The sequence below is a fragment of the Streptococcus constellatus genome, assembly GCF_902167705.1.
GTDB lineage: Bacteria > Bacillota > Bacilli > Lactobacillales > Streptococcaceae > Streptococcus > Streptococcus constellatus_A.
The window spans coordinates 57,507-84,500 of record NZ_CABHMZ010000003.1 but is presented as its reverse complement, the minus strand read 5'-3'; the positions used below and the strand labels follow the sequence as shown (position 1 = coordinate 84,500).

Here is a 26,994-nt window from a genome sequence, read left to right as displayed (position 1 = left end):
AACTCATTCGTCCCATTTCAAATTTACATGCTCATTCATTTCCTGATAAGCAGTATCAATTCGTTCTTTAGTGGCTTGATCTAATTTATCACGGTATTTTCCACCTTCAATGAAATCTTCTAAAATATAGGTCTGGTAGGTATAAAGAGGATAGCCTTCTGGTGAATACGTTCCTTTCGCCACACGACTAACCCAACTTGGATGTGCCTGTACCTTCTTGATAATCGTCCCTTTCTTTGATTTCTCAACTGTCACGTCCATGAGCACGCCGCGTTCTGTCCATTTCTTATTTTCCACACCATCCATCGTCTCGATTCGCTGATTGGAGATGAAATTTCCCATAGAATAGATAATGAATTTCTTTTGCCCATTTTGTGTGACGACTTCTGACGGCTCAACGACATGCGGATGCCCGCCAAAAATAATGTCCGCTCCCCATTCAATCATTTTATGATAAAGAGTGACTTGTTCTTCTGTCGGTTCAAGCTTGTATTCCACGCCCATCTGTGGCATGACAACGGTAATGTCAGCCTCTTTTTCAGCTCGCTCAATTTCTTTTTTCATCTTTTCTTCATTAAAGTCCGACAAATGGTGATTGTAGTCTGCCTGAGAGATGTTTTCCTCCAAGCCATTGAACCCATAAGAATAAGCCAGGAGCGCAATTTTAATCCCATTTACTTTTTTAATGACAAGTGACGATTTATTCCGATTTTCATGAGTGTAAACCCCAATCGGTGTAATGCCTTGTTTTTCAAAGGCTTGAGCAGTTGTGATAACACCTTCTAATTGGGAATCCAAAATGTGATTGTGCGCCAAATCCACGACTTGATAACCAGCGTCTTTGATAGCTGACACCACCGACTCTGGCGCATTGAACAGCGGATAGCCTGCCAAAGGATAATTTGGTCGAATCGTCCCCTCGAAGTCTCCTAATACTAAGTCCGCTTTTTTCAGCCAAGGTTTGACATATTGATAGTTTTCTGTGAAATCATACGTTCCGTCTGACTGTAAAGCACTCATATATAGAAGGTCATGATACAGCAAATCTCCATTTGCCATGATACGAGCCGTCTGTACACCGTCTTGAGAAGAAGACGTTTTTTCCTTTTGTACAACACTTGTTTTTGTCGGCTTTGCCTTAATCTTCATGCTATCGTTTATTTTTTCAGCTAATAAAATCACACCTGCTGCTAAAAACACTACGCAAAGCAAGCCTAAAATAAACTGCCAATTCGTTGCTGACTGTATTTTTCGTTCCATTCTTTTCATGTTCCATTCTCCTCTACTTACATTGTAGCACAAAGAAGCAAACTTGACGCAGGAAATGATAAATAATGGGAATTATGTACCTGTTTACACAACCGCAAAGTATAGTTGTCAAATTTACAAAAATCTTGTTTCAAAATACTACATATTGTGATTGGTGTAAACTGTTATATAGTTCCCTAAATAATAAAAAGGACGAAGCAAATTATACTGTTCTTCAATTGGATTTTTCAACCAACTGTTTGAAACCGTATAACTACTTGTCCTTTTTCTTAGATTATTTACTTACTTTTAATAAAGCGTCGCCTAGCTGCACATCACCGTTAGCCAGCGTTTCAACTGTTTTATAGTCAGCTGTATTGGTTACGATTACTGGTGTAGTAACTGGGTAACCAGCTTTCTTGATAGCATCCATATCAAAGCTGAGCAATAATTGACCAGCCTTGACCTTTGAGCCTTGGGTAACATGTGCTGTAAAGCCTTCTCCCTCAAGAGCAACTGTATCCATGCCCACGTGAATCAAGATTTCAGCGCCATCATCTGTAGCCAAGCCAATCGCATGATTGGTTGGGAAAAGCAAACGAACGACACCGTCAGCAGGAGCTATAACTTCCCCAACGCTAGGCTCAATCGCTACCCCTTGTCCCATTGCCCCACTTGCAAAAACAGCATCAGGCGTATCTTCAAGTGCGACTACTTTCCCAACAATTGGAGTTGGAATGACTTGTTCAGGAGCAATTTCTTCAACTGGCTGACTGATTTCCTCAGCAGCAACTTCTTGCGCTCCTCCGTAAAGAGTTGGAATCTTGACTAGCTGGGTTAAACCAAATCCGAGTACTAAGTTTGCTACGATAGCAATCAAGAAATGAATCAGAGTCATGGAATTGCCAACCTCAATAAAGGAAGGAATAGCAAACAGTCCCATACCACCCATAACTTGCAATTTTACATCAAAGAAGGCCAGATAGGATCCAGTCAGGGCTCCTGAAATACAAGTCATGATAAAAGGCGTACGCATAGGTAGGGTAATCCCGTAAATAGCTGGTTCAGTCACACCAAATAGGGCTGAGATAAAGGCCGGAATAGAAAGTTGACGAACTTTTTCCTCCTTGGTCCGCATCATGATATTGAGCAAAGCTCCTGCTTGAGCAAAACAGATGGCGATAGAAGCAACCAAGAGGACACCAGGTCCTTTTTGCAGCTCCAAAATGGCCAAAGGTACCAACCCCCAATGGAGACCAAACATGACCAAAATCTGCCAAGTGGCACCAAGGACAAGTCCGTATAGGATTGGACTGAAACCATAGATACCGGTGAAGAGAGCACCGACCAAGTCAGAAGCCCAGGTCATAACGGGTCCGATTACAAGAAAAGCCAAGGGTACGGTAATCAAAAGGGTAAAGAAAGGAACGATAAAGACTTTGACAACATCAGGAATGACTTTTTTGAAGCCTTTTTCAATTTTTGAACCAATCCATACAGCAGCAATGATTGGCAAAACGGTAGACAGATAGCTGGAAGCAGGGAAAATGATTGGAAGCCCGAAGAAAGTCGTGAAGATAGGCGATTCAATCGGTGTTCCTGCAAAAAGCGTATAGAGTGGTTTATCAGCTGTAAAGCTGGCTGCAATATTTGGATAGACCAAGGCAAAGCCAATCGCAAGCGCTGTGAATTTTTCCATTTTAAACCGCTTAGCAGCAGTCAAAGCCAAAATCAATGGTAAAAATTGGAAGAATCCGTCACCAGCTGCATTAAGTACAACATAAGCACCGTCTGTCGACTTAACGCCACAAGCTGCCATAATGGCAACCACACCTTTGATCATACCGGCTGCCGACAGAGCGCCCAGCATTGGTTGGAAAAGCCCCGATACTAAGGCAATAAACCGGTCAAAGAGATTTCCTTGAGGTACATCTCCCTCATCCGCATCAATACTACCCTCACCAGAAATACCTGCCGCCTTTGTGACAGCTGCGTACACATCTGGTACGTGGTTCCCAATCACCACTTGGTATTGCCCTCCGGCTTTCACAACCGTTACAATACCATCTCTATTTTTCAAGTATTCCGTATCTGCCTTGCTCTCATCTTTCAGAGAAAAACGCAAACGCGTCACACAATGCACTAACTTGGTAATATTTTCCTTACCACCAACGTGAGCAACAATATCCTGAGCTAAGTCAGTATAATCTTTTGCCATAATGGACCTCCTTTAATTTTTAGGTCATCCGTTTCGTTGCACATATAAATATAGAACAACTGTAACAAAAAAACCTAAACACACACCAAATAGAAAGTAGTTTTCCTACCTTATATCTCGTATTTGTCTAGGTTTTGCCTGCATGACCAGTAACAATCCGTAAATTAAGTATAGCACAAATTTATTTTATTGCAAGCGGTTTCTAAAACTTTTTTTATTTTTACACCAAAAATATCATAAAATCTCAATTATCCGCATAAATACTAGAAGCGATTTCCCTTGAAAGGTGAAGCTTAAAAAGGCACTCCCAGCACAAATTGGATATTCGCAAAGGTAGGCGCTTCAAATAGGAGGTATCTTTTTTTACTCAATTAGAAAGATGGTAATAATGATGTGACCTTTGAGGAACTGAAATTCTCCGCACTTCGCCGTGAAGGACGTATTCAAAAAGAAGAGGGCACGCTTTCAGACGCGTACCTATGACCGAACAGGGACGATTGACTCAGGTAAGCGTTCCGTTAAAAGCATTTTACTAATTTATTCAAGATGGTTTTCTATTAACAAGACTTTTTAAAATGACATTAGATTCATCCATATTATTTCAGGAAAAGATACGAACGCATTTGAATAAAAGTATTTGAAAGAGGCTAATTATGGAGTTTTCTCTAAAAGGTTTATCAGACAAAGCCAAGAAAAGTTCCTGAAATCGTTAAATATATTGGTGAGGTAGCAGTGAGTTTTTTGATATATCATCAATACTTGTTTTTGGAGGGATTATGTGGTATGATAAGTTATACAAATTATACTAATCATACCAAAAAGGAGGAAATTATTATGAACTCACCAAAAGGGAAATATGCTTGGACAGCTACAGTTGGAGAAAAGGGTCAGATCGTAATACCGAAAAAGGCGCGTGAGGTATTTCATATCAAACCTGGTGATACAATTCTGCTTCTGGGTGATGAAAACCGAGGGATTGCTATACCGCCAAAGGGAGCATTTGCTCACTTAATGGAAGTGGCTTTTGAAGAGAAAGAGGATGACTGATATGGAAAATATTCTGGAAATAAATGGTCTCATGAAAACTTATCCGGCTTTTGCACTAAAACCGACTAGCTTTCATATTGAGGCTGGTGAAGTGATGGGCTTTATCGGGCGCAACGGTGCAGGTAAAACAACGACGCTTAAGTCTATCCTAAACCTGGTCCATCCTGATGCAGGCAGTGTCCGTATTCTTGGAATGGATTACTTGGACAATGAGGATACCATTAAACAGCAGATTGGTTATGCAGTAGGTGGAATCAGTTATTATAAAAGAAAAAAGCTAAAAGAAATTGTGGCAATCACTCGTGGCTTCTATGACACTTGGGATGACGAGGAGTATCATCATTACCTAGCTGCATTTAATCTTGACGAAAACAAGAAGATTATGGAGCTTTCTGAGGGGATGAAGGTGAAATTTTATCTTACTTTGGCTCTTTCCCATCAGGCCAAGCTTTTAATTCTGGATGAGCCGACCAGTGGACTCGATCCGGTCTCCAGAGATGAAATGAATGAAATTTTCCGAAAACTGGCCCAAAAAGGTGTCGCTATTCTATTCTCCACCCACATCACCAGCGATTTAGAAAAATGTGCGGATACAATTACCTATATCAAAAACGGAGAAATCCTGTTATCGACCAAGAAAGAAGATTTCATTCAGTATTACGCAACAGAAATGGGTGGCAGTCCGACACTTGAGGACATTATGGTGCATATCGAAAGAGAAGAGGTGAATCTCTGATGAAAAAACTACTGTATAAGGAAATGAAACTGACAGCTACTCCCTTGAGTTATTGGTTTATCGTCTTTTCAGCCATGACTATGATTCCAAGATATCCTATTCTTGTAGGTTCCTTCTTTATCTGCCTGGGCATTTTTTATACCTACCAGCAGGTTCGGGAATATGATGATATAACCTACACGGTGATGCTGCCTGTTAAGAAACAGGACGTGGTTACAGCTAAGTATTTATTTGTCTTGTTTATCGAATTGACGGCCTTTATTCTTTGTACATTTCTAACGATTATGAGGATGAGTTTTTTAGGGAATGCCGCTCCTTATGTTACCAATCAATTGATGAATGCCAATGCAGCCTACCTTGGTTATGTAATGCTTGTATTTGCGGCCTTTAACAGCGTTTTTCTCGGAGGATTTTTTAAGACAGCTTACCAGATTGGGAAACCTTTTATCCTGTTCTGCCTAGCTGGTTTTATCATCATCACTGTGGGTGAAGCCTTGCATCATATTCCCGGTTTAGAAAGTTTGAATGACCCTTCCTACGTAAGCATACCGCAGCTTGTCATATTCGTAATTGGCATGGTCTTATTTATGCTGTGTACCTGGTTATCCTATCAAAAATCTATAAAAAATTTTGAAAAGATTGATTTGTAAAGTAGAGTACATTGACGATAAGAGGGAAAGATGATGAGAACAATAAGCAAAAAAAGATATAGTAGAGGGATTGAGAGAAATCGGCCTGAAAGAAGGAGACATTGTCATTGTCCATACATCCTTAAAAAGCATGGGCTATGTATGTGGTGGAGCGCAGGCTGTGATTGAAGCTCTGCTTGAAGTCGTTACTTCTGAGGGTACCATTGTGATGCCTACACAGTCATGGAAAAATCTGGATCCGGAAACAGGTGTGCATTGGGAGGGGGAGGAGTCTGACTGGGATAAAATCAGAGAAAATTGGCCGGCATATGATAAAGACTTAACCCCGACAAATACCATGGGAGCTGTTGCAGAAATGTTTCGTCAATGGCCAGGCAGCATCCGAACAGATCATCCAGCAAGATCTGTTTGTGCATGGGGGAAACATGCGGAATATATTACAGCGGAACATACTCTTTCAAATATATTTGGAGAAGGCTCACCCATTGCAAAACTCTATGAACTGGATGCAAAAGTACTCTTATTAGGAGTTGGCTATGACAAAAATACCTCTATACACCTAGCGGATGTACGTGCAGAATATCCAGGGAAACATGACTGTATTGAGCATAGTGCCATACTTGAAGACGGTGTTCGGATATGGAAGGCTTATCAGACCTTATTCGTTGACGGAGAAGATTTTGAGGACATCGGAAGGGCATTTGAAAAAAGAGGTCTGGCAAAAATAGGCAAAGTCGGTAATGCCGATTCCAGATTAATGAAGCAACGCCATCTAGTGGATTTTTCTGTTTTCTGGATTGAAAACAATCGTAGATAAATTGGAAGTTGTGGGAATGATTCGATATGTATAAATTAAATACAATAATCAAAAAAATTGAAGATAATATAAATTGTGATGATTTTGAAATCGTTATGATTGATTGTATAGAAGATATTAAACGCAATCATAACCAATTAGCTTCGGTAAAGCCTTTGCTTCAACTTATGGAAAGAAATCCTTTTATCCACTTTGGAGATCCGGGTGCGATAGTACATTTTGTTGAGACATTTTATAAAAAAGGATATGAAGAAGAACTTGTCGATTCCATAAAAAGAAAGCCAACTTTGCATACTATTTGGATGTTGAATCGTATAATAAATGGAACGGATAATAAAGAGTATTATTTAAGCCTGTTGAAAGAAATTTGTGAAAATAAATTAAATGACAAGAAAATAAGAGATGAGGCATTATATTTTTTATCTATTCATTAACTTTGAATTTATAGAGGTATTACATTGGAAAATTGTGTTTATATCATTTCAGGTCCTCCAGGCGTCGGGAAAAGTACTGTCAGCAAAGAGTTAGCTGCTACATTTGATAAGAGCGCTGTTATAGAAGGGGACATGATTTATTTAATGGTTAAAAGTGGGTTGGTAGCACCATGGGAAGATGATGGCTACTATATGGATCTGTTTTGGGACAATATCATCAGTTTGACCAAAAATTTCATGGACAGAGGTATCACAGTTGTCATAGAATATGTCATCTTTGAGGAGCAACTTAAAAAAATTGCAGACTTCTTAAAGACAAGACAGATAAACTTAAAATACTGTGTGTTACTAGCAGAAGAACAAACTCTTAAAGATAGAGATTCTTCTAGAAAAGAAATCGAAAGAACGGGTGATTTATCAATCACATCAAGAAATGAGTTTCTATCAAAAAATATCAATCAGAACCATTTACTTTATACGGATCATTTAGGTATTAAAGAAACTGTGAATATAATAAAATCGTCAAATAGATTCTTTGTTTAAGAGGTATAATATAAGCGTTGAACGAAGACACATGTCTTTTGAAAATTTGATAATCCATTCATAACAGATTACATAAAGGTCTTCCTAAAGAAAAAACGCCCGAAAACTTATATAGCAAGGCGTTACGAGCATTTAAGAATATTCAAAATGATAATTGGAAGTTTGCGATAAGTTTATACAAAAAAGCGAGACAAAACCAAGGATATTTATCACTTTTGGCTGTCTCGTTTTTGATTCTAAAACTATCTAAAAAGTTCAGTTTGAAGCGATCTATTATTTATCAAATTCTGATAAATTATTATATTTTTCATCTAAGTCATGACTAAACCAACGACCATTTAAAACTTGTGAGATCAAAACTTGTTTTCTATCTGTAGGGACACTAGTATCTTTTTCGATGGCATCCAAAACATCTGCATAGGTAAACTCTTTCTTTCCCATCTTAATATTAGCATCTTTTTTAGTCGCATCTAAATAAAGAGTCGTTTCATCGCCAGCTGCTGACCAAGTTTTCCATTCTGGCAAATTTTTGCCATTTGGATTGCCATTAGAGATGAAATGATAGATATAATCTTGGAAAATAGTAGATAATTTTTTCGCGCCATTGCTCTTATAAGCATCACCAACTAATGCTTTATAATTTTGATTATCTTGATCAAAAAGCGGGACAAAAACTCCATGATACGAGCCAAAAGTTGACATTGGAGAGCCAACAACAGCTGGATCGTGACCGAATTGAACCTCACCTGCATAAATTGGCGACTTATAATTGGCAATCATTTTTTCTGCTGATTCTTGAACATTAAAGAGACTATAAAGTTGACCACCATATTTATTGATAAAGGCGTAATCACTTGCAGCAGGTTCTTGAGTCATGGTTTTATTTTCTTGAGCTTTAGCGAAATACTTATCAAAATATCCAAATAAGGAGAATTCATCTTGACCTGTTAACATCAATAATGGAACATTGTTATAATTCTTGGTGTCAAATCCTTCTTTTGGCAACACAACTCCATCAGGATAGAGGTGTGGGAAAACACTCATGCGGATAGAGGCATTTCCCATCAAAGGAGCCAAGCGTTTCGCATCTAAATGATATAAATAATCCTTAACTTCATTGTCGCGCGTTAACAACCAAGCTTTCGCTTCTTCTACAGATCCTTTTTTACCATCTTCTACAACCAGTGGCGCTAAAGCCGTTGCGAATACATCTTGGCTCTTAGACTCATCAGCTAGTGTCATACCGCCACTGAAGGAGATAGCTTTATCAAATTTCCCTTTGAAAATTGGCGAAATCAACATCGCCATTACATCACGACCGCCTGCCGAAAAACCTGAAACAGTAACGTTTTTAGAGTCACCGCCAAAGTTTTCAATATTTGCTCGAATCCAATCTAACGATTTTGCAATATCCAGCAGAGTATAATTGCCAGAATTTTCTTCATCACTACCTGTTTTCAGTGCAGGAAGAGGATTGAAACCTAAAACACCCAAACGATAGTTCACAGAAACAAAGATTGCATCATGGGTTTTGACAAACGAAGCCCCTGACAATTCTTCTGATTCCCCAGTTTGATTATTTCCTCCATGAATATAAACCAGAACCGGTAGCTTCTTTTTATTTGAATTTGGACGATAAATATCTAAATTCAAAGCATTTTCACTACCAATAACGCCATCTGTGCTTGATTGAAGAGCTACTTGACCAGATTTACTAGCATCAAGTTCTCCTTTCCACTTTTTAGGATTGCTTGGGACTTTCCAGCGATTAGCTCCAGAAGTGTCTCCGCCGTACGGAACACCTTTCCAGGTAAGGATACCGTTTGTAGTGCTCCCTTTCACCAGACCGTACTCTGTCTGGCGAACAGCTAAATGATTATTTTTTTGCTCTCCCTGCTTTGAAGTCTGACTACAAGCGACTAAAATCATAAGTGAAATAGCTAGCCCTATCCATTTGCAAAAGTTTCTAAAGTTCATGTACTGTCTCCTTTATATTGATATTGAAAAAGTTTTCTTTGTTTTCTATGCTGTCCCCTCCTTCCTAAAACAAAGAAAAAACCTAAACACATACTAAATAGAAAGTAGCCTGACTACTCTATATTTTGTATTTGTCTAGGTTTTGCCTGCATGACCAGTAACAACCCTTATTTTAAGTGTAACATAATTTTATTGTTTTGCAAGCGGTTTCTAAAACTTTTTTAAGAATTATCAAATGATAAATAAAGCGGTCATCTGTTGCTAATATAAAAAACTTTGACAAGTCGTTCAACCTATCAAAGTTTTAAAAGATTATTTAACCACTTGGTTTAGTCGTTCGTACACTTCAACGACTTCTTTCGCTAAATCAATAAACGTTAAGCTGGTCATCAAATGGTCTTGAGCATGCACCATCAGGAGGCTGAGCTCAATTTTTTCGCCTTGCGCCTCCTGTGTCAGCATCGCTGTCTGTGACTTATGCGCTAAAACCAATGCCTCGTCTGCTGCTTTTAATTTTTCTCGTGCTTCTTCAAAAAGCCCTTGCTTAGCTTTTTGAATCGCCTCAAAAGCATTACTCTTTGCCTCACCACCATACATAATGAGGGACATGATACTTTCTAAATTTGAATGTTCCATATTGATCTTCTACTCTCCAATGAGTTCCTCAGCTAATGCTAATACTTTCGGACCATTCATCATGCCATAATCCACCATTGGGATAACTCCAACTGGGATATTTTTTTGATTTAGCTTTTCTGTAAATTGATCTAAAAGATAGCGTACCTGTGGCCCTAATAACAAAACATCTACTTTCTTCTCTGAAAGAATATCGTCTACTTCTGGCGCTGGGACTGCAAAAATCTCTGCCTCCAAGCCTTTTTCATCCGCTGCAGCCTGCATTTTTGTGACAAGCAAGCTAGTACTCATGCCCGCAGCACATGCCAACATAATGGTAACTTTAGTCATAATTGTTCCTTTCTATTTCATTAGAGTCAATGATTTTTCTACCGATTAATGGATCTTGCTAGACGTGACACAGTATGTCGAACACCACGAATCGTATTGCTTAGTGCATAAATATTATCCACTACTGCCAAGCCACCGTAGCCTGCGTCTCCAATATGTTGAATATCCACACCGCAGATTTTATTGCGAAGTGCAATCTGCTTAATCGTCTCAACGTCTGATGTCTCTTGGCTAGTACCAATAGCACTTAATACCAAACCTTTTTTACTATGTACTAAATCTACGACAGCTCTCATTTCCTCATCGTTGAAAGCAGGAACCGTTCCAACGGCTGGTACTAAAATCACATCTGCACCAGCTTCTAATAATTGTTCAGCTGTTTGAAGATCTGCAACTGGCTCGGACACTCCTGCACCATGCATTTTCCCAGCTATAATCAAGCCTGAGAAATATTGTTTAGCCAATTTCACCGCAGCAATAATTTCTTTATTGCTGACGCCTGTACCAGGATTTCCTGTCAAGCAGACAAAATCAAAACCTAATTTTTCTATTTGCTCAAAAGAAGCTTGACTGGCTTGCCGACCAGCAGCAATCACTTGCACTTCCTCCAGCATATCTGCTTGCAAATCAACCGGCTCTAAATTGACACCAATCGGAGCCCCTACCAAACGATGCAATTCGTGAACAATTTGATCTTTTTCACACTCCAAACCAAATATTTCCGGCTGAAAAACATCTAAACAATTCAGTAAAATCATATCTGCACCGAAAGCTTTTGCAATTTCAGCATTGGTAATGTCTCCGACAAAGGTTTCACGAATGACAACATTTTCAGATAACACAACACGCCCTTCACTCGCTTGAATGCTTTGTTTGAGTTCTTGAGCAGTCATGCTTAGAATTTCCGAAGAATTTGCACTAATGAGTCGTTTCATATTCTCATCTCCTTACTGATTTTCTTCTGCCTTAAAGCGTTTTTCAATGGCAATCACAAATGGGATATAGATTAAAATATCAATCACAATAAGAACCGCTTGTAAAATAGACGCTTTAATGCTTCCCGTTGCCAGCAAACCACTGATAATCGGTGGAGTTGTCCAGCCTGGATCGGTATAAGTTAGAGGTACTAAGCCACTTGCCATGGCTGACCAAGCGACAATTAGGTTAGAAATGGGAGCCAAAATGAATGGGAATAACAACAAAATATTTAAGACAATTGGAACACCAAACATGGTTGGCTCATTGATATTGAACAAACCTGGAACCACTGTAATAGGTGCCAATGTTTTGATTTGCTGACTTGATTTTCTCTTTTTTGCCAAATAACCAATTGCTAATACCAAACCAATAGTTGCGCCACCGCCGCCAATGAAGACAAAATTATCCATAAAGACGCTAGTGAAGATATGTGGTAATTTTTCTCCTGCTTGATAAGCAACTTTGTTTGCATCCAGATTAGAAAGCCACAGTGGTTTCATAACAGCATTGACAACATTTCCTCCGTGAAGTCCAACAAACCAGAATGAACTATTTAAAGCAACTAGAATAATCAATCCAAATAAATTATTGCCAAGCAAACCTAGCGGTTTTCCTAAGACAGTCTGCGCCACAGCATGCAGGTTTGGCAGTTTTAGACTAGCTAAGAGGGCATAAACCAGTAACCAACCTGTGATAATCACTGCTCCTGGAATAATCGCACTGAAACTTTTTGAAACTGCTGGCGGAACACCGTCAGGCATCTTAATTTGAACATTATGATTGATGAACCATTGATAGATGTAACCATTTACCAAACCAAGAATAATGGCTACAAAAAGACCTTGTGAAGCCAAAAATGCCGTTGGTACACCATTTCCTGTCTTCGTAGCAAGAAATGGCGTTACTGTGATAAACGCAGCGAGCGAGATAATTCCAGAAGGAATTCCATCGACTTTATATTGCCGACTCATGTAGTAAGCAATCCCAAAACTAGCTACTAAACCAATCAAACCAAAACTGCTATCCACACCTTTCCACAAATAAGCAGAAACGCCGATTTTTGTCAAATACGCTTCCCAACCTGGAACAGGGAAACTAGCAATGACCATAAATAAGGATCCAATCAGCAGTAAAGGTATCGCAAGTGTAATGCCATCCCGAATCGCTATTAAGCCCTTGTTGTTTCCCAGCTTAATAGCAATGGGCATTAGTTTTGCTTGTAAAAATTTATCCATCTTTACAATCTCCTTTGATTATAATATATTACCAAATAACAGATAAAATGAATTTTATCTCTCTTTTTGATTATATTTTAAAATAATTATTCTAAAAAGTCAAGCGTTTCCACTTCTATTTGATAATTTTTTATAATCAATATATAATAGATACAGGAAAGGAATGATAGATGATGAATCAAACGAAAAAGCAAGCTGAGTTACGAGCGATTATTTTAGATAAAATTTACGCCAAGGGACCGATCTCCCGCATTGATATTTCAAAAGAGACCGGTATTACTCCTGCAACAGTCAGTGCGATTACAGGAGATTTTATCCAAGAAAAGTTGCTGTATGAGTTAGGGGAAGATGAGGAGCATGTAAAAGTCGGGCGCAAAAAAATCCTCTTGGGCATTAAAAAACAACACTCCTATTTCATCGGCTGTGAACTGTCAGAAAAGTATTTTTCTTTTGTTTTGAGTGACAATACTGGAAATGTGATTGATCAATACAAGGCAAATGTTACCCCGGAAAAAATTCTGGCAGAGGGTGCGGATTTATTCAGTCACTTGCTAGGACAATTCATTTCTCAACATACGTCCTATCCGATTCGAGCTGTAGGTGTAGCCATTCCTGGACGCTATTTGCACAATGATGTGATTACAACGAACAATCAAATTTGGAAACAATTTGATTTAGCAAAGATTAAAAGTCAGTTTTCCTTTCCGATTTATTTTTCCAATAATGTCAATTGCATGGCACTAGCGAAACGTCTGTTTCCCGCTTATCAGCTAGATGAGAATTTCATCTATTTTCACTTCGCCAGAGGTATGCACTGCTCTTATATGTATAATGGTGAAATCTATGGCAAAAGCAACATTGTCATCGGTGAAATTGGTCATACCGTCGTTTGTCCTGACGGCGAAGTCTGTGGTTGCGGGCGCAGAGGCTGTTTACAGACCTATGCCAGTGAAACATGGCTGATAAAAAAAGCACAGATTCTCTTTGAAACTGCTGAATTGACTTATTTAAAATCGCTTGTCACAGATAAAGAAGATATAACCATTCAGACCATTCTCACGGCATACAAGTTAGGAGACCAAGCTATACTCAATCTCCTACATTTGGCCTTCAAATATCTGGCGCAATCCCTACTAAACCTCAACATGATGATTGATGCCAAGAAAATCTATCTGCACAGTCCTATTTTGACTGACGAGAAGATTATTGCAGCCTTCTATCAAGAAATTTCTCAACAACCAAAATTACTCTTCAAGGACTTACCCGAACTCATCATTGAGCCTTATAATGACTTTACTGGTGCAGTAGCAGGCGTTGCGCTTTGTCTGCAAAAAGAGTGGCTAACTGTTTAAGTAAAATGGAGGAGGCCTACAAAGTGATTAGGTGCTTTTCTGAGCTTGAAAAGTGAACAGCAGTGACACTACACTGGCTTCGCAAGATCTATTCGCAACTTCAAAGCGCTACTTTGAGCAATCACCTACTGCGCAGCTTGTTTTTTATACGAATCATACGAGTCTGGAATGCTATTATCCCAGACTCTTTTTAGAAGTATCCTCTCACGCAAAACACATACTAAGAAACGTAAGCATTAACAAACTAATAAAAATGCTAAGTGAATTAAGATTAGCTGATTCCGAACGGGTTGAGCCTAATTGGAGAGCATACACTGGTCCTAAAGTTGAAATCGGAGCCAAAAGGCAAAGCACAAGCATTTGTCTTGCAACGAGACTTATTGGAAATGTGAAATAAACAAATCCTGCAAGAAGCCCCATCAAAACAAATCGTTGTAACAGTCGTTTTACCAATAAACGAACATCCTGTCTGTCAATGTGGAAATCAACTAGCACTCCAATCATGAGCATCGCAATAAAAGGATTCGCATTTCCCGCAATGCTGACTATATTGAGAAATAGGTGAGGAACTTGAATTTGCAGCAGCGACACGGTCAAGGTCATCAGATAAGTACATAAAGGGATAGAAGCAACTATTTTCTTGAGAATAGCCTTAATAGACTGTTTTTGTTTTCCTTGAATAATTCTCTCAGCTAGTAGATAATTACCCCGAATACACATGATGGAATTCCCCGTGTCAAAGAGAAGAACTGTCATCATATATTTACTTGGAAAGAATGCTATCACAAAAGGGATAACGAATGTTCCAATATTAAAGCCAGAGTTTTGAATAAGAGCAATTCCCTTTTTAAATGGTTGATGACTTTTCTCAAAATAATATCCAAATCCATCTAAGATAAGATTTCCTACTATTCCCATCATAAAAGGAAGGAATAAATCAAATGAAAAAGGAATTGGAGCTGCTGAAGCTAGAATAGAACATGGCAGTGTCACATTCATTAAGAGAGTGGACAATTTTGCTCCGTCTTCATGTTTAAACACTTTTCTCTGTTTCAAAAAGTAACCCAAATAAATAATGAGTAAAAATCCAATCGCCCTTGATAAAATCGTAAACACATCAAACTCCTTATAGTTGTCTTGCTACTAATTTTCGCTACCAATTTTATTATAACACGTCAGCAAGTAAACCCAGTCTTTCGATAGGACTGGGTTTCTTCGTTACATTTCTGCCAACTTGGCACCATTGGACGCAATAATCTCCTTCATCCACTGGTAAGATTTTTTAGGAGTCCGCTTCAAGGTTCCCTTACCTTTATCGTCCATATCAACGTAAATAAAGCCATAACGTTTCTTCATTTCACCTGTTGACAGGGAAACAAGGTCAATCGGACCCCACATAGTATAGCCCAAGCATTCTACACCGTCGATATTGACCGCATCAGCCATAGCCTGCAGATGATCGCGCAGGTAATCAATGCGATAGTCATCTTCCACATAATCATTTTCATCCGCTTCATCAATCGCTCCCGTACCATTTTCCACAATGAAAATTGGCTTTTGAATGCGATCATAAATTTCATTCATAACATGGCGAAGCCCCAGAGGATCAACCGGCCAGCCCCAAGGAGTTTCTTCAAGATAAGGATTAGAAGAGCCACCAATTGTAAACCAAGCGTCACCAGCCTTTGTCGTATTGGATCGATAATAAGAAAAGGAAATAAAATCCAGCTGCCCTTCCTTGAGGATTTCTTCGTCTCCATTTTCAAAAGCAATACCTGTCACATCGTGATGACGCCAGATTTCTTTCGCATAGCGAGGATAATAACCGCGTCCCATAATATCAATGAAATACCAATTTTCACGACGGGCTTGCAACCGCTGAAAGACATCTTCTGGTTTGCAAGTAGCAGGATATAGTTCACTCATGGCATACATGGCACCGAATTGACTGTCTGGCATCATCTCATGTCCAAGTTTAACTGCACGTGCGCTAGCTACAAACATATGGTGGTCTGCTTGATAGCGATCTTGACCAGCAGATTGCCGCGTGCCACAAGGACCGAAGCCACGCACTGCGTTGATTTCATTAAACGTCAGCCAATAACGACAGCGGTCTCCATAACGCTCAAAGAGTGCCTTGCAGTATTTGACATAACAATCAATGACATAACGCGATGACCAGCCATCATATTTAAGTACCAAATTCATAGGTAATTCATCATGGCAAATGGTAATCAAAGGCTCCATACCGTATTTCGCCATTTCATTGATGACATCGTCGTAAAATTGGAGACCTTCTTCATTTGGTTCAGCCTCTTCTCCTGTTGGGAAAATACGTGACCAACAGATTGAAAAGCGAAATACATTGAAGCCCATACCCGCCATGAGAGCAATATCTTCTTTGTAATGGTGGTAAAAATCCACTGCTTGATGACTTGGATAATATTCGCCTTCTAGAAAAACAGGTTCTGCTTCTTTTGGAACCGGATCTGCATAGAAAAATGAACTACGGGGATTGATAATACTGCCATCTGGCATACGCATAGTGTGATGACGTGGATTTTCTTGTGAGCCATCTGTTTCATAATCATGAGAAAGCAGTCCTCGACCACCTTCACCAAAGCCACCTTCATATTGAAAATCTGCCGTGGCTCCTCCCCAGAGAAAACCTTTTGGTAATTCGTATGACATTAGTTCTCCTCCTTATCCAAGCGTTGTCCTTGTTTCACATCACCAGTTCTTTGCAAGTTAATCGTTTTTCCATTAGCATTTGTAATGATGAGCATCGTTGTTGTATCATAGCCTTTTTCTTCGATAACATCACGATCAATTTTTACGATAGGCTGACCAGCGCGGACTGTCTCTCCAGCTTTTGCCAGAACATCAAAACCAGCCCCATTGAGTTTAACTGTATTGATACCAATATGAACTAATATCTCTACACCGTCTGAACGAGTAATCCCAAAAGCATGCCCCGTCGGAAAGACCGTTGTCAATTCACCATTGACAGGTGCTGTAATAAAATCTGTAGCCAATTTGAAAGCTACGCCATCTCCCATTAGCTTTTTAGCAAAAACTTCATCATGAACAGTTTCAAGTGGAAGCAGTTCACCATCAGCAAGAGCTAGAATAGCATTATCTGATACAGTTTGTTGAACAGGTTCGGTAACTGCAAGTTTAGCATCTTCTTTTTTAACATCAATACCAAGAACGTATGAAACAATAGCTGCCACTACGATTGTCACCACAATCCCTATAACAGCTGCCATTACTGTTTTACTAAAAATCGGTAAAGCAAGGATATTAGAATATCCCATTTCATAGGCTTTAGCACCAAGAAGACTAGCTACAATACCACCTGCAAGTCCGCCTGCCATGACACCATAGATAGCTGGCTCTGTGACACCTGCAACAATACAGCCGATGGCAATTGAGATGAATTCACTACGTTTTGCTTTGTCTTTTGTACGAGCAATGACACCAATAACTGCTCCCCCTTCAGCCATATTGTGCATCAGAAAAGCTGGACGCAACATGGCATCATAACCAGGGTTTGTCAAAAGCTGTGGCATAAATGGAGAAAGTGCTGTATGCATCCCTGCCATAACCATCCAAGGAAGAGAAGCTGCCAGAAGACCAACTGCAAGCGGACCAACCGTGCTATCTAAGAACATAAAGATCGCTGCAATCCATTGTCCAACCATGTTTCCTAATGGACCTAAGATAAGAAAACCTAAACTGCCTGCGATGAAAATTGTTCCCATTCCGACAAAAATAGCCTTGAAAATATTAGGAACAATCCTATTTAAATATTTCTCAGCATAGTAAGCAACAATAGCAATCAAGAGAGCTGGCAGAAGCGAAGTCCCATAAGAAAGCAGCCATACTCCCAAACCAAATAGCTGAATCGGATTACCTGCCGTTACCAGACCCGTAAAATTTCCATGCAAAAGTGCTGCCGCTGCAGCCATTGCATAAATAGGAGTTCCACCTAATTTTGTAGCTGCACCATAAGCCACAAAGATTGGCATGAAATAAAACGGTGCATCTGCAATTGCTGATAATAATAAATAGCTAGATGATTTTACAAAATTAGCATCTACAAAAGTAACAATTAACAACAATGCTACTTTTAACATACCACCCGCAATCAACCCTGGAATCATTGGTGTAACTGAACTTGATACAAAACCAATAATCTTGCTGCCAGCATTTTTCCAAGTCCATGGTTCTTTCGGTGTTAAATCACCATCTAAATTTTCATCTATACTACCACCAGATGTTATATCAAAATCTTTCATGATAGCATCATACGTTTGAATCAAATGTTGACCCAAAATAACCATATATTGCCCACCAGCATACACAACCCCAATAACACCATCCAGATTTTCCAACGCTTCTTTATTTGCCTTGGAAACATCCTTTAGGTTGAAACGAAGCCGCGTCATACAATGCGATAAAATCGTTACATTATCGGCACCGCCAACGTTTGTAATAATACTCTGGGCTAATTTCTTATAGTCCATATTGAACTCCTTCCTGACAATTTTGCCATGTTTATTTGGAATTTTTTACGGTCATTATACACCAAAAAGAAAGCGCTGTCAATATTTTGTTAAAATTTTTACTATTTTTTGACATTTTTATCAAAAAATCATAAAATAGTTTGTTAGAAAGGTAAATTTTCATTATGGATATTTTACAAAAAATGCAATTGCAAGAAAGTGTTTATTCAAAGTCTGAGACCAAAGTTTATCATTTTCTAAAAGATAATTTTGAGAAAATTGAAATATTGACTATCACCAAAATCGCTTCTTCATCTTACACATCAACATCTGCTGTATTGAGATTTTGTCAAATTTTGGGCTATAAAGGTTTTAAAGACTTTCGTTACGATGCCATTCGCTATCTTCATACACGCTACAAAGAACAATCCGAAGATATTCTAGATCAAATGAGTGATCAATATGCTATTGTTTTAAATCAAATTAAAAATTTAGACCGTCATTTGATTGAGCATCTGACCGACAGCATTTTAAAAAGACAGCAGCTTCATATATTTGGCGTATTTTTATCTTCTATGCCTGCACGTTATCTACATTTTGGTTTACAAGATTTAGGAATAGCTAGTCAGTTAGCAACCGACTTAAATAGTGGGACTCACCTGTCAAATATCATTGAAGAAGAAGATACACTTATTATGTTTTCTATTTCAGGAGCTACTTCTAACTTTAACAACTCTTTGAGTGCAATTTCTAAAAATATGCCTAAACGCTCTTATCTTATCACTTTAAATGAGCATGCTTCTGCTGCCAAGTATTTCACCCACGTCATCACCCTTCCTGGAAATTCATTTTCTAAACAGTCTATTATCGATGTCCAATCAATCCCTATGATGTTTGTAGAAATTCTCTTAAATATCATTCATTCTAAATTATGATTGAATCAACTAAATTTTAGAACCATTACAAAAACAAGAGCCGTATATCTTTCTAGTGCCTCTTGTTTTTTTATTTGATTATTTTCTTAGCTATCATTTCGTAGCATACTCCCCTGATAGTCACCAAATTTTCTTTTAGTGTTGCCATAGCCTCATTCACATGATCTGTATCCTCATCTCCACAATCAATAATCTTATCCTGTTATCAACAAACTATCTCGATAGACATGAAAATCTGCATCACAAAATGTACACAAAATAGGAAGCTCTGAAAAAATAAAAAAAGGGAGCTAAAAATTCTCCTTTAGTTCCCTTTTCATTCTCTAGCAGCTTATCACATTTTACTTCATATATGAAAGTAAGTAGCCATATCCTGCTTGTTCCATATCTTCTTTTTTAATGAAGCGTAGTGCTGCTGAATTGATACAGTAACGAAGTCCGCCTTGTTCCTGCGGACCGTCTGTGAAAACGTGGCCTAAATGTGCATTTCCTGAACGCGACCGCACTTCAACTCGCTTCATGCCGTGACTCTTATCTTGATAATACTTGATCACATCTTTAGCAATCGGTCTTGTGAAACTCGGCCAGCCACAACCAGCATCAAACTTATCACTGGCAAAGAAGAGCGGTTCTTCTGTTGTCACATCCACATAAATGCCTTCTTCAAAAGTTGCAAAATACTCATTTTGAAATGGTCGTTCGGTTGCGGCATGTTGAGTGACCTGGTAGGATTCTTCAGACAAGTTTTCCTTTAAAACAGCTTCGCTCGGTTTCTCATACTGTCCCGGATCAACTAAGGGTTGATAAGCATCATTGACATTGATATGACAGTAACCGCCAGGATTTTTCTTGAGGTAATCTTGATGATAGTCCTCTGCCAATACATAATGGCGCAGCGGTTCTACTTCCACCGCAATCTTCTGACCGAATTGCCGCTCTTGCTCTTTCACGACTTCGTTAATGACTGGCACATCCGTGTCGTTTGTGTAATAAATCCCTGTGCGGTATTGACGCCCAATATCATTTCCTTGCTTATTGATAGACAGCGGATCAATCACACGGAAATAATAGAGCAGAATTTCTCGCAAGCTAACCAGATTTTCATCATAAGTCACCTGAACGGTTTCAGCATGGTCGGTTTGATGAATCAACTGATAATTAGTGGATGCTACCTGCCCATTAGCATAACCGACAGTCGTATCAGTCACACCTGTGATACGGGAAAAGTATTCTTCCAAGCCCCAAAAGCAGCCACCTGCTAGATAAATTTCAGCCATAAAAACACCTCATTTCTTTGTTCTTATTTTCTCATAAATCTCTAAAATATTATAAGGATTTGATTAGAACTTTCTTGAGAATGATATGGCAATGAACTGTTAAATACCACTCTGGTTTAATCCAGATAGTTCAACTTCCCACGAAAATCTTCTATGCTTTCATAACCTTTTTCTGCCATAATCGCTTTCAGCTCATTTGTAATGCGCTCAAAAGCCCCTACACCTTCTTTATGCAGCGTTGTTCCGACTTGCACCATACTGGCTCCGCAAAGAATGTGCTCAAAAGCATCTCGGCCGGTCAATACACCGCCGGTGCCGATGATTTGGATAGTCGGATTGAGCCGTTGATAGAAAGCATGAACATTTGCTAATGCAGTCGGTTTAATATACTCACCGCCAATTCCGCCAAAGCCATTTTTCGGACGAATGACAACTGTTTCATCGTTAATATACAGCCCATTGCCAATCGAATTGACACAGTTGACAAAGCAAAGTGGGAATTTATTGAAAATCGCTGCTGCCTGATCAAAATGCGCAACATCGAAATAAGGTGGCAATTTAATCCCGAGCGGTTTAGTGAAATAGGCAAATACTTCACTCAAAATCTTTTCCGTTGTCTCAAAATCATAGGCAATTTGTGGCTTGCCGGGAACATTGGGACAGGAAAGATTAAGCTCGGTCAAGCCTTTAAAGTCACTGTCCTGCACCTTTTTCAAAAGAGTGTGGGTTTCTTCGGGGGATAGCCCCACAAGAGATAAAAAGAAGGTTCGATTAGGCTCTGTTTTTTGTAATTCTAACAAATACTTCAGATAATAATCCAATCCATGATTGGGCAGCCCCATTGAATTGATCGAGCCAAGCGGCACATCTTGGTAGCGAGGTTCGGGATTTCCTGCTCGCGCTTGCAAAGTAGCTGTTTTGGTGACAAAGGTTCCCGCAGCTGAGTTTTTTACCTCTTCCAGCTCTTCGATTGTCATGCAGGCCACTCCAGCCGCATTCATCAGGCAGTTGTCAAAAGAAAAACCAGCGATTTGTGTTTGAGTTGATGACATGAAATACTCCTTTCATTTTTTCTATTGTACCATTAAAAGCAGAAATCTGACTCTTTTAACGGAATAGAAGGAAAAAATGTTCGGGATAAGCAAATGAATCTTTGCTGAGCAAGAGTTGGTTGTGAATTTTATGTCGGAATTTTCAGAAAATTCAACTTTTTTCTTTACAGCACAAAAATTTTCTGCTATAATGACACACGTAACAAAATATAACATACACTGAACTCGGACGAAAGTCTCGTTCTGTGATGGAGCTAAGACTATTGAAATCTAGAAGAGAACAGTCTAACTAATCTTACAAAGCATCGTTCGGTTACCTATTTTTTCCATGACCGTTTGAGCATAGCGAATTACGGACATGGATATTAAGGAGCATAGCGACGTGGATGCTTTTGTTTTTTACGGTCTTAGTATCTTATTGCAATTGAACTCGGACGAAAGTCTAGCATGTTCAGAATAACTGAACACGACCTAAAAACTTCAGAAAAAAGATAAATATTCCTTGAAGCATCGCTTCTTCGTCATATTTCCTATTTTTCTTTTGTTTTTTACGGTCTTAGTATCTTATTTAAGGAGAAGTCTATGACAACTGCTAAAGAATATATCCAAAGCACTTTTGAAGCTGTGAAAGCTCGCAATGCTCACGAAGCAGAATTTCTGCAAGCGGTGGAAGAATTTTTAAACACACTTGAACCCGTTTTTGAAAAACATCCTGAATACATTGAAGAAAATATCTTGGCACGCATTACCGAGCCAGAACGTGTGATTAGTTTCCGTGTTCCTTGGGTTGACCGCGACGGCAAGGTTCAGGTCAATCGCGGTTACCGCGTGCAATTTAATTCCGCAGTTGGACCATATAAGGGCGGTCTTCGTTTCCACCCAACGGTTAATCAAGGAATTTTGAAATTTCTCGGATTTGAACAAATCTTTAAAAATGTTTTGACTGGACTGCCAATCGGCGGTGGTAAAGGTGGTTCTGACTTTGATCCGAAAGGCAAAACAGACGCTGAAGTCATGCGTTTCTGCCAAAGCTTTATGACAGAATTGCAAAAATACATCGGCCCTTCTCTTGACGTTCCTGCTGGTGATATTGGGGTTGGCGGACGCGAGATTGGCTATCTTTACGGTCAGTATAAACGCCTACGCCAATTTGATGCTGGTGTCTTGACTGGTAAACCACTTGGATTTGGAGGTTCTCTAATCCGTCCAGAAGCAACTGGTTATGGTCTTGTTTACTATACGCAAGAAATGCTCAAAGCAAACGGTGAAAGTTTTGACGGAAAGACCGTTGTCGTATCTGGTGCTGGAAATGTAGCTCAATATGCTGTGCAAAAAGCAACTGCCCTCGGTGCCAAAGTCATTTCTGTGTCTGATTCAAATGGCTATATCATTGACAAGGACGGAATTGACTTTGATCTTCTGGTAGATGTGAAAGAAAAACGCCGTGCTCGTCTGACAGAATACGCTGCTGAAAGAGCCAGTGCCACTTATCACGAAGGATCTGTCTGGACTTACGAAGGTGCATTTGACATTGCTCTGCCATGTGCCACTCAAAATGAAATTAACGGTGAAGCAGCAAAACGCTTAGTAGCTCAAGGCGTCTTCTGCGTATCAGAAGGTGCCAACATGCCAAGCAATCTTGACGCCATTGCTGTTTACAAAGAAAATGGTCTCCTTTATGGTCCTGCCAAAGCGGCAAATGCTGGTGGGGTGGCTGTATCCGCTCTGGAAATGAGCCAAAATAGCCTCCGTCTCTCATGGACGCGTGAAGAAGTAGATACTCGTCTGAAAGACATCATGACCAACATCTTCAACACTGCTAAGACAACTGCTGAAAACTACAATCTTGGCAAAGACTATCTAGCAGGAGCAAACATTGCTGCTTTTGAAAATGTTGCCAATGCTATGATTGCCCAAGGAATTGTTTAACCGAATATCTGACAAAAGGCTGTGGACAGGTTCGTCCACAGCCTTTTACTGTTCTTCTGCTGAAATAATCAATAGCTATTTCTAAAATTTCACGCTTTCGGCTTCTCCCCACTTGACATTATCATAAGTGAGAGTGTAGGGTTGCTGCGATCCGTCCTCACCGTCATACATCAGCTTCCATTCTATCTTTTCGCCCGCCACGAGTTCCTCTTTGATTTTGTTAGTCTCAAAAGTGTCATCATCCATTACATAAGATTCTCCCATTTCGTCTTGCAAATCAAAGTCATAGACATTAAGCGAGAGTGCTTCACTAGAAGTATTTTCGATAATCACCTTGGCAGTAATCATTGCACCTGTCGCTTTCCCTTCCATTCGCTCTTTAGAATCCACGTGAATGTACTGAACGGTGATTTTCATGCCATTTTCAAAAAGCACACTATCTCCCAAGCGGTGATGTCTATAATTATCTTGGTAAGTCTCAATCCGAGTGCCGTGACCTAAAAAAGCAAGGTTAACAATACTTAAGCCTGCTACCATAAGGGTCATGTAAAAGAGCATGACACAGCTAATGATTGTCGTCCAAAACAAAGGCTGCTTATACAGGGGCTGTTTCAAGCGATAGACGTGAGCGGCAGGGGTTTTTATTTCATGCGGTACTTGTTCTTCCATAATAATCTCCTTTCTGCTTACGCTGGTGCATAAATAGTTGGCAAATCAATTCCTCCCTTTAATAGAGCGTCATGATACAATCTGTAAAATTGATGATAAACGGTACTTTGGCTACCACTTTGGACGGTGATACTGACACGGAAATAAAATTGTCCATTGTCTGCGAGTTGAGGACCTAGAATAATTGGTTCCTGCAAAATTTCTGCTTGCTTGCCCGCATATTCCTCATTGACCTGCTGGATAATCTGAGTGACTTTGGTCAGATCCGTCTGAGCGTATAGGGGAATGTCAATAAGCGTACGCATATTGCCGCGAGAGAGATTGCTGACGACAGTGATGTTGCGATTGGGAACGAAATGCAAGGTGCCATCCGCATCGCGCACTTGTGTCGTCCGAATCCCGACACTCACAACCGTCCCTGCGATTTTAATCGAGCCATTGGTCAGGCGAATGCTGTCTCCGACATCCAACTGTCGCTCCAGTAAAATAAAGAAACCATTGACCAAATCGGACAAGAAACCTTGAGCCCCCATCCCGATTGCCACCCCAGCAATCCCAGCTCCTGCCAGTAAACTTGACACCGGCAAGCCCAAAATCGCCAATATCCAATAGATCAAGAAAAAGTAAAGGGTGTAATTCAGCAAATTTTCAATCAAACGAGTGAGGGTCTTTTGCCTCCCTTCATCTTGACTGGAGAGTTTCAAAGAGGGTGAGATAATCTTTCTTACGAGTACATGTACTAGCTTTTTAGCGAGGTAAAAGAGAGCTAGCAATAGCACGAGTGAGACGAGCTTGCTAAAGACGTCATCTAATAAATTAGACCAGTTGAATTTTTCAAAGTAGCGAGAGAATACATTCTTGTTCGCAAATAACATAGGTCACCTCCTGCTTATTTCTATTATACCATATCCGAGCCTTATCGGCGCACGTACTCTGTCGCCAAGAATAATTTGGCTGACTCTCACTTCACCTACTAGCAAAAAAAGCTGGGAAGAACCCAACTTCATTTTTAATTAGTTCAATTCTGCTTTTGCTTTAGGCTCTTTGCCCTTGCGACGGGCAAGGACATCCGCATAGTGTTTGCGGCTGTTATTGAGCACGGAAAGGAAGATTACTAATTTTAAGTCCAATGAGCTTTTCTTGCTTCATAAATTCCTTCTTTCCTTTGTTACTTATCACCTAAAGCGACCGTTTTTCAATGACTTCTCCTTTTTTCTATCGACTGGGGCGACAACTTAAACTATTTTGCATTCTTTCTTTCGACTCGGTCGACAATCTGAACTACTTTGCATTCACTCTTTCGACCCGGTCGACGGTCTGAACTACTTTGCATTCACTCTTTCGACCCGGTCGACGGTCTGAACTACTTTGCATTCACTCTTTCGACCCGGTCGACGGTCTGAACTACTTTTCATTCTTTCTTTCGACTCGGTCGACAGTCTGAACTACTTTGCATTCACTCTTTCGACCTGGTCGACGGTCTGAACTATTTTGTATTCACTCTTTCGACCCGGTCGACAGTCTAAACTACTTTTCGTTTGCTTCGTCCGCCCGGCGGACGGAGTGAACGACAATCAGTTTGCCTTGTCAGCTGGGCGGACAAAGTGAAATTATCTCGTTTGTAATTATCTCCTACTTAATTTCTAACTTTATTTTTTGAAGATAACTTTGAAAAGAAGATAGATACAAATGAATAAGAGTACAACAATGACGAATACAGCCACTATTCCAAATGTTCCCATAATTTGACCGTCCTTTCTGATTGAAACAATCTTTCTTCATTCTCATTATAGCACCGCTTGGTGTATTGATCTATTAGCAAAAGGGTAGTGACTGATGAAAACGAAATCTTGTCAAAAGTACTCTTCTAATCTTAAAAAGAAAAAAGACCTGAAACTTTCGTTCAAGCCTGTTCTCTTTTAGCTCAATTCGGCTACAATAGCTTTTAATTGTTCTTTGGTATGAACACCAACAACTTGCTTCACCACTTGCCCGTCTTTTTTGAAGATGAGGGTCGGGATTGACATGATACCAAATTCACGAGGTGTATTTGGATTGGCGTCCACGTCCATTTTGAAAATCTTCAATTCGTCTTCATGCACTTCTTCGGCTAATTTTTCCAAAATCGGTGCCTGCATGCGGCAAGGACCACACCATGCTGCCCAAAAGTCAATGAGGACAAGTCCGTCTTTTGTTTCTTCTGCAAAGTTTGCATCTGTAACTACTGCTACCATATTATTCTCCTCTGACGATGACTGATGTCATCGCTCTATTTCATTTCTTGACATCATTCTACACTAAAAGGAAGCATTTGCAAAATATTTGCTACGGAGCAAAAAGCTCCTCCGCAGATTAGCGTTCAAGCATTCCGAAAATAAACTTCTATCCATCGGAAATTACTTGAGATGAATCTTCTGTAATAT

The 26,994-nt window shown here is 39.6% G+C and carries 24 protein-coding genes; 9 read left to right on the top strand and 15 right to left on the bottom strand.

The features are described from left to right. Positions 1 to 3: 3 nt before the first annotated feature. Both FQ204_RS00650 and FQ204_RS00645 read right to left on the bottom strand, forming a co-directional pair. Positions 4 to 1,269 carry a CapA family protein gene (locus FQ204_RS00650; RefSeq protein WP_144207335.1) on the bottom strand — a complete coding sequence of 422 codons (1,266 nt, stop codon included), beginning with the start codon at positions 1,267 to 1,269 and terminating at the stop codon, positions 4 to 6. Positions 1,270 to 1,543: 274 nt separating this feature from the next. Beyond that, entirely contained in the window at positions 1,544 to 3,466 is a 1,923-nt protein-coding gene (locus FQ204_RS00645; protein ID WP_144207332.1) for a beta-glucoside-specific PTS transporter subunit IIABC, read from the bottom strand. A gap of 834 nt (positions 3,467 to 4,300) precedes the next feature. On the opposite strand from FQ204_RS00645, the gene FQ204_RS00640 reads away from it, so the two are divergent. The 6 genes from FQ204_RS00640 to FQ204_RS00615 all read left to right on the top strand — a co-directional run bounded on the left by FQ204_RS00640 (position 4,301) and on the right by FQ204_RS00615 (position 7,693). Beyond that, the gene (locus FQ204_RS00640) at positions 4,301 to 4,513 is read left to right on the top strand and encodes an AbrB/MazE/SpoVT family DNA-binding domain-containing protein (RefSeq protein WP_144207329.1); all 213 of its coding nucleotides are present in this window, start codon (positions 4,301 to 4,303) and stop codon (positions 4,511 to 4,513) included. A 1-nt stretch (position 4,514) separates the two neighbouring features. Further along, positions 4,515 to 5,249 (top strand): ABC transporter ATP-binding protein, encoded by a 735-nt coding sequence (locus FQ204_RS00635; protein WP_144207699.1) that lies wholly within the window; start codon positions 4,515 to 4,517, stop codon positions 5,247 to 5,249. Further along, positions 5,249 to 5,899 carry an ABC-2 transporter permease gene (locus FQ204_RS00630; RefSeq protein WP_144207326.1) on the top strand — a complete coding sequence of 217 codons (651 nt, stop codon included), beginning with the start codon at positions 5,249 to 5,251 and terminating at the stop codon, positions 5,897 to 5,899. Before FQ204_RS00635 ends, FQ204_RS00630 begins: the two co-directional genes overlap by 1 nt. 70 nt (positions 5,900 to 5,969) lie before the next feature. Next, complete coding sequence (locus FQ204_RS00625; protein ID WP_260843517.1) at positions 5,970 to 6,716, top strand: aminoglycoside N(3)-acetyltransferase; 747 nt, start codon at positions 5,970 to 5,972, stop codon at positions 6,714 to 6,716. A gap of 26 nt (positions 6,717 to 6,742) precedes the next feature. Continuing rightward, positions 6,743 to 7,150 carry a hypothetical protein gene (locus FQ204_RS00620; RefSeq protein WP_144207319.1) on the top strand — a complete coding sequence of 136 codons (408 nt, stop codon included), beginning with the start codon at positions 6,743 to 6,745 and terminating at the stop codon, positions 7,148 to 7,150. Between the two features lie 24 nt (positions 7,151 to 7,174). Next, the gene (locus FQ204_RS00615; protein ID WP_144207316.1) at positions 7,175 to 7,693 is read left to right on the top strand and encodes an AAA family ATPase; all 519 of its coding nucleotides are present in this window, start codon (positions 7,175 to 7,177) and stop codon (positions 7,691 to 7,693) included. Between the two features lie 273 nt (positions 7,694 to 7,966). Here FQ204_RS00615 and FQ204_RS00610 read toward each other — a convergent pair whose 3' ends face one another. The 5 genes from FQ204_RS00610 to FQ204_RS00590 form a co-directional block, all read right to left on the bottom strand. Further along, entirely contained in the window at positions 7,967 to 9,670 is a 1,704-nt protein-coding gene (locus tag FQ204_RS00610) for a carboxylesterase family protein (RefSeq protein ID WP_144207312.1), read from the bottom strand. A gap of 312 nt (positions 9,671 to 9,982) precedes the next feature. Continuing rightward, positions 9,983 to 10,306, bottom strand: a complete 324-nt coding sequence (locus FQ204_RS00605) for a PTS lactose/cellobiose transporter subunit IIA (protein WP_144207309.1) — start codon at positions 10,304 to 10,306, stop codon at positions 9,983 to 9,985. A 9-nt stretch (positions 10,307 to 10,315) separates the two neighbouring features. Then, positions 10,316 to 10,636 carry a PTS sugar transporter subunit IIB gene (locus FQ204_RS00600; RefSeq protein ID WP_144207306.1) on the bottom strand — a complete coding sequence of 107 codons (321 nt, stop codon included), beginning with the start codon at positions 10,634 to 10,636 and terminating at the stop codon, positions 10,316 to 10,318. A gap of 38 nt (positions 10,637 to 10,674) precedes the next feature. After that, on the bottom strand, positions 10,675 to 11,571 hold the full coding sequence (locus tag FQ204_RS00595) for a haloacid dehalogenase-like hydrolase (protein ID WP_144207303.1): 897 nt from the start codon (positions 11,569 to 11,571) through the stop codon (positions 10,675 to 10,677). Positions 11,572 to 11,583: 12 nt separating this feature from the next. Then, on the bottom strand, positions 11,584 to 12,849 hold the full coding sequence (locus FQ204_RS00590) for a PTS sugar transporter subunit IIC (RefSeq protein WP_144207300.1): 1,266 nt from the start codon (positions 12,847 to 12,849) through the stop codon (positions 11,584 to 11,586). A 173-nt stretch (positions 12,850 to 13,022) separates the two neighbouring features. Between FQ204_RS00590 and FQ204_RS00585 the strand changes: the two genes are divergently transcribed. Further along, positions 13,023 to 14,201 carry an ROK family transcriptional regulator gene (locus FQ204_RS00585; RefSeq protein WP_144207296.1) on the top strand — a complete coding sequence of 393 codons (1,179 nt, stop codon included), beginning with the start codon at positions 13,023 to 13,025 and terminating at the stop codon, positions 14,199 to 14,201. A gap of 204 nt (positions 14,202 to 14,405) precedes the next feature. Here the strand turns inward: FQ204_RS00585 and FQ204_RS00580 are convergent, their stop codons facing one another. From FQ204_RS00580 to FQ204_RS00570, 3 genes are all read right to left on the bottom strand, one after another. After that, positions 14,406 to 15,317 carry an AEC family transporter gene (locus FQ204_RS00580; protein WP_144207293.1) on the bottom strand — a complete coding sequence of 304 codons (912 nt, stop codon included), beginning with the start codon at positions 15,315 to 15,317 and terminating at the stop codon, positions 14,406 to 14,408. A 102-nt stretch (positions 15,318 to 15,419) separates the two neighbouring features. Continuing rightward, positions 15,420 to 16,892: a glycoside hydrolase family 1 protein gene (locus FQ204_RS00575; protein WP_144207289.1), complete on the bottom strand. Its 1,473-nt coding sequence runs from the start codon at positions 16,890 to 16,892 to the stop codon at positions 15,420 to 15,422. After that, positions 16,892 to 18,730, bottom strand: coding sequence for a glucose PTS transporter subunit IIA (locus tag FQ204_RS00570; RefSeq protein WP_144207286.1), 1,839 nt, complete (start codon positions 18,728 to 18,730; stop codon positions 16,892 to 16,894). The genes FQ204_RS00575 and FQ204_RS00570 overlap by 1 nt, the downstream gene beginning before the upstream one ends. A gap of 164 nt (positions 18,731 to 18,894) precedes the next feature. On the opposite strand from FQ204_RS00570, the gene FQ204_RS00565 reads away from it, so the two are divergent. Continuing rightward, positions 18,895 to 19,644 carry a MurR/RpiR family transcriptional regulator gene (locus FQ204_RS00565; protein WP_144207283.1) on the top strand — a complete coding sequence of 250 codons (750 nt, stop codon included), beginning with the start codon at positions 18,895 to 18,897 and terminating at the stop codon, positions 19,642 to 19,644. A 341-nt stretch (positions 19,645 to 19,985) separates the two neighbouring features. Here FQ204_RS00565 and msrB read toward each other — a convergent pair whose 3' ends face one another. Together msrB and FQ204_RS00555 are read right to left on the bottom strand one after the other, a co-directional pair. Further along, positions 19,986 to 20,921, bottom strand: coding sequence for a peptide-methionine (R)-S-oxide reductase MsrB (msrB, locus tag FQ204_RS00560; RefSeq protein WP_144207280.1), 936 nt, complete (start codon positions 20,919 to 20,921; stop codon positions 19,986 to 19,988). A 116-nt stretch (positions 20,922 to 21,037) separates the two neighbouring features. Then, on the bottom strand, positions 21,038 to 21,973 hold the full coding sequence (locus tag FQ204_RS00555) for a dihydroorotate oxidase (RefSeq protein WP_144207277.1): 936 nt from the start codon (positions 21,971 to 21,973) through the stop codon (positions 21,038 to 21,040). A 582-nt stretch (positions 21,974 to 22,555) separates the two neighbouring features. Here FQ204_RS00555 and gdhA point away from each other — a divergent pair. Next, positions 22,556 to 23,902 (top strand): NADP-specific glutamate dehydrogenase, encoded by a 1,347-nt coding sequence (gene gdhA / locus FQ204_RS00550; protein ID WP_144207274.1) that lies wholly within the window; start codon positions 22,556 to 22,558, stop codon positions 23,900 to 23,902. An 81-nt stretch (positions 23,903 to 23,983) separates the two neighbouring features. Here gdhA and FQ204_RS00545 read toward each other — a convergent pair whose 3' ends face one another. The 3 genes from FQ204_RS00545 to trxA all read right to left on the bottom strand — a co-directional run bounded on the left by FQ204_RS00545 (position 23,984) and on the right by trxA (position 26,805). Next, on the bottom strand, positions 23,984 to 24,571 hold the full coding sequence (locus FQ204_RS00545) for a DUF4352 domain-containing protein (protein ID WP_144207271.1): 588 nt from the start codon (positions 24,569 to 24,571) through the stop codon (positions 23,984 to 23,986). A gap of 17 nt (positions 24,572 to 24,588) precedes the next feature. Continuing rightward, entirely contained in the window at positions 24,589 to 25,446 is an 858-nt protein-coding gene (locus FQ204_RS00540) for a mechanosensitive ion channel family protein (RefSeq protein ID WP_144207269.1), read from the bottom strand. Positions 25,447 to 26,490: 1,044 nt separating this feature from the next. Then, entirely contained in the window at positions 26,491 to 26,805 is a 315-nt protein-coding gene (gene trxA, locus FQ204_RS00535; RefSeq protein WP_144207266.1) for a thioredoxin, read from the bottom strand. Positions 26,806 to 26,994 lie beyond the last annotated feature (189 nt).

Bases quoted from the DNA above. Each gene is read 5' to 3' on its own strand.
- FQ204_RS00650 (WP_144207335.1), bottom strand. From the start codon at position 1,269: ATGAAAAGAATGGAACGAAAAATACAGTCAGCAACGAATTGGCAGTTT.
- FQ204_RS00645 (WP_144207332.1), bottom strand. From the start codon at position 3,466: ATGGCAAAAGATTATACTGACTTAGCTCAGGATATTGTTGCTCACGTT.
- FQ204_RS00640 (WP_144207329.1), top strand. From the start codon at position 4,301: ATGAACTCACCAAAAGGGAAATATGCTTGGACAGCTACAGTTGGAGAA.
- FQ204_RS00635 (WP_144207699.1), top strand. From the start codon at position 4,515: ATGGAAAATATTCTGGAAATAAATGGTCTCATGAAAACTTATCCGGCT.
- FQ204_RS00630 (WP_144207326.1), top strand. From the start codon at position 5,249: ATGAAAAAACTACTGTATAAGGAAATGAAACTGACAGCTACTCCCTTG.
- FQ204_RS00620 (WP_144207319.1), top strand. From the start codon at position 6,743: ATGTATAAATTAAATACAATAATCAAAAAAATTGAAGATAATATAAAT.
- FQ204_RS00610 (WP_144207312.1), bottom strand. From the start codon at position 9,670: ATGAACTTTAGAAACTTTTGCAAATGGATAGGGCTAGCTATTTCACTT.
- FQ204_RS00605 (WP_144207309.1), bottom strand. From the start codon at position 10,306: ATGGAACATTCAAATTTAGAAAGTATCATGTCCCTCATTATGTATGGT.
- FQ204_RS00600 (WP_144207306.1), bottom strand. From the start codon at position 10,636: ATGACTAAAGTTACCATTATGTTGGCATGTGCTGCGGGCATGAGTACT.
- FQ204_RS00595 (WP_144207303.1), bottom strand. From the start codon at position 11,571: ATGAAACGACTCATTAGTGCAAATTCTTCGGAAATTCTAAGCATGACT.
- FQ204_RS00590 (WP_144207300.1), bottom strand. From the start codon at position 12,849: ATGGATAAATTTTTACAAGCAAAACTAATGCCCATTGCTATTAAGCTG.
- FQ204_RS00585 (WP_144207296.1), top strand. From the start codon at position 13,023: ATGAATCAAACGAAAAAGCAAGCTGAGTTACGAGCGATTATTTTAGAT.
- FQ204_RS00575 (WP_144207289.1), bottom strand. From the start codon at position 16,892: ATGTCATACGAATTACCAAAAGGTTTTCTCTGGGGAGGAGCCACGGCA.
- FQ204_RS00570 (WP_144207286.1), bottom strand. From the start codon at position 18,730: ATGGACTATAAGAAATTAGCCCAGAGTATTATTACAAACGTTGGCGGT.
- FQ204_RS00565 (WP_144207283.1), top strand. From the start codon at position 18,895: ATGGATATTTTACAAAAAATGCAATTGCAAGAAAGTGTTTATTCAAAG.
- msrB (WP_144207280.1), bottom strand. From the start codon at position 20,921: ATGGCTGAAATTTATCTAGCAGGTGGCTGCTTTTGGGGCTTGGAAGAA.
- FQ204_RS00555 (WP_144207277.1), bottom strand. From the start codon at position 21,973: ATGTCATCAACTCAAACACAAATCGCTGGTTTTTCTTTTGACAACTGC.
- gdhA (WP_144207274.1), top strand. From the start codon at position 22,556: ATGACAACTGCTAAAGAATATATCCAAAGCACTTTTGAAGCTGTGAAA.
- FQ204_RS00545 (WP_144207271.1), bottom strand. From the start codon at position 24,571: ATGGAAGAACAAGTACCGCATGAAATAAAAACCCCTGCCGCTCACGTC.
- FQ204_RS00540 (WP_144207269.1), bottom strand. From the start codon at position 25,446: ATGTTATTTGCGAACAAGAATGTATTCTCTCGCTACTTTGAAAAATTC.
- trxA (WP_144207266.1), bottom strand. From the start codon at position 26,805: ATGGTAGCAGTAGTTACAGATGCAAACTTTGCAGAAGAAACAAAAGAC.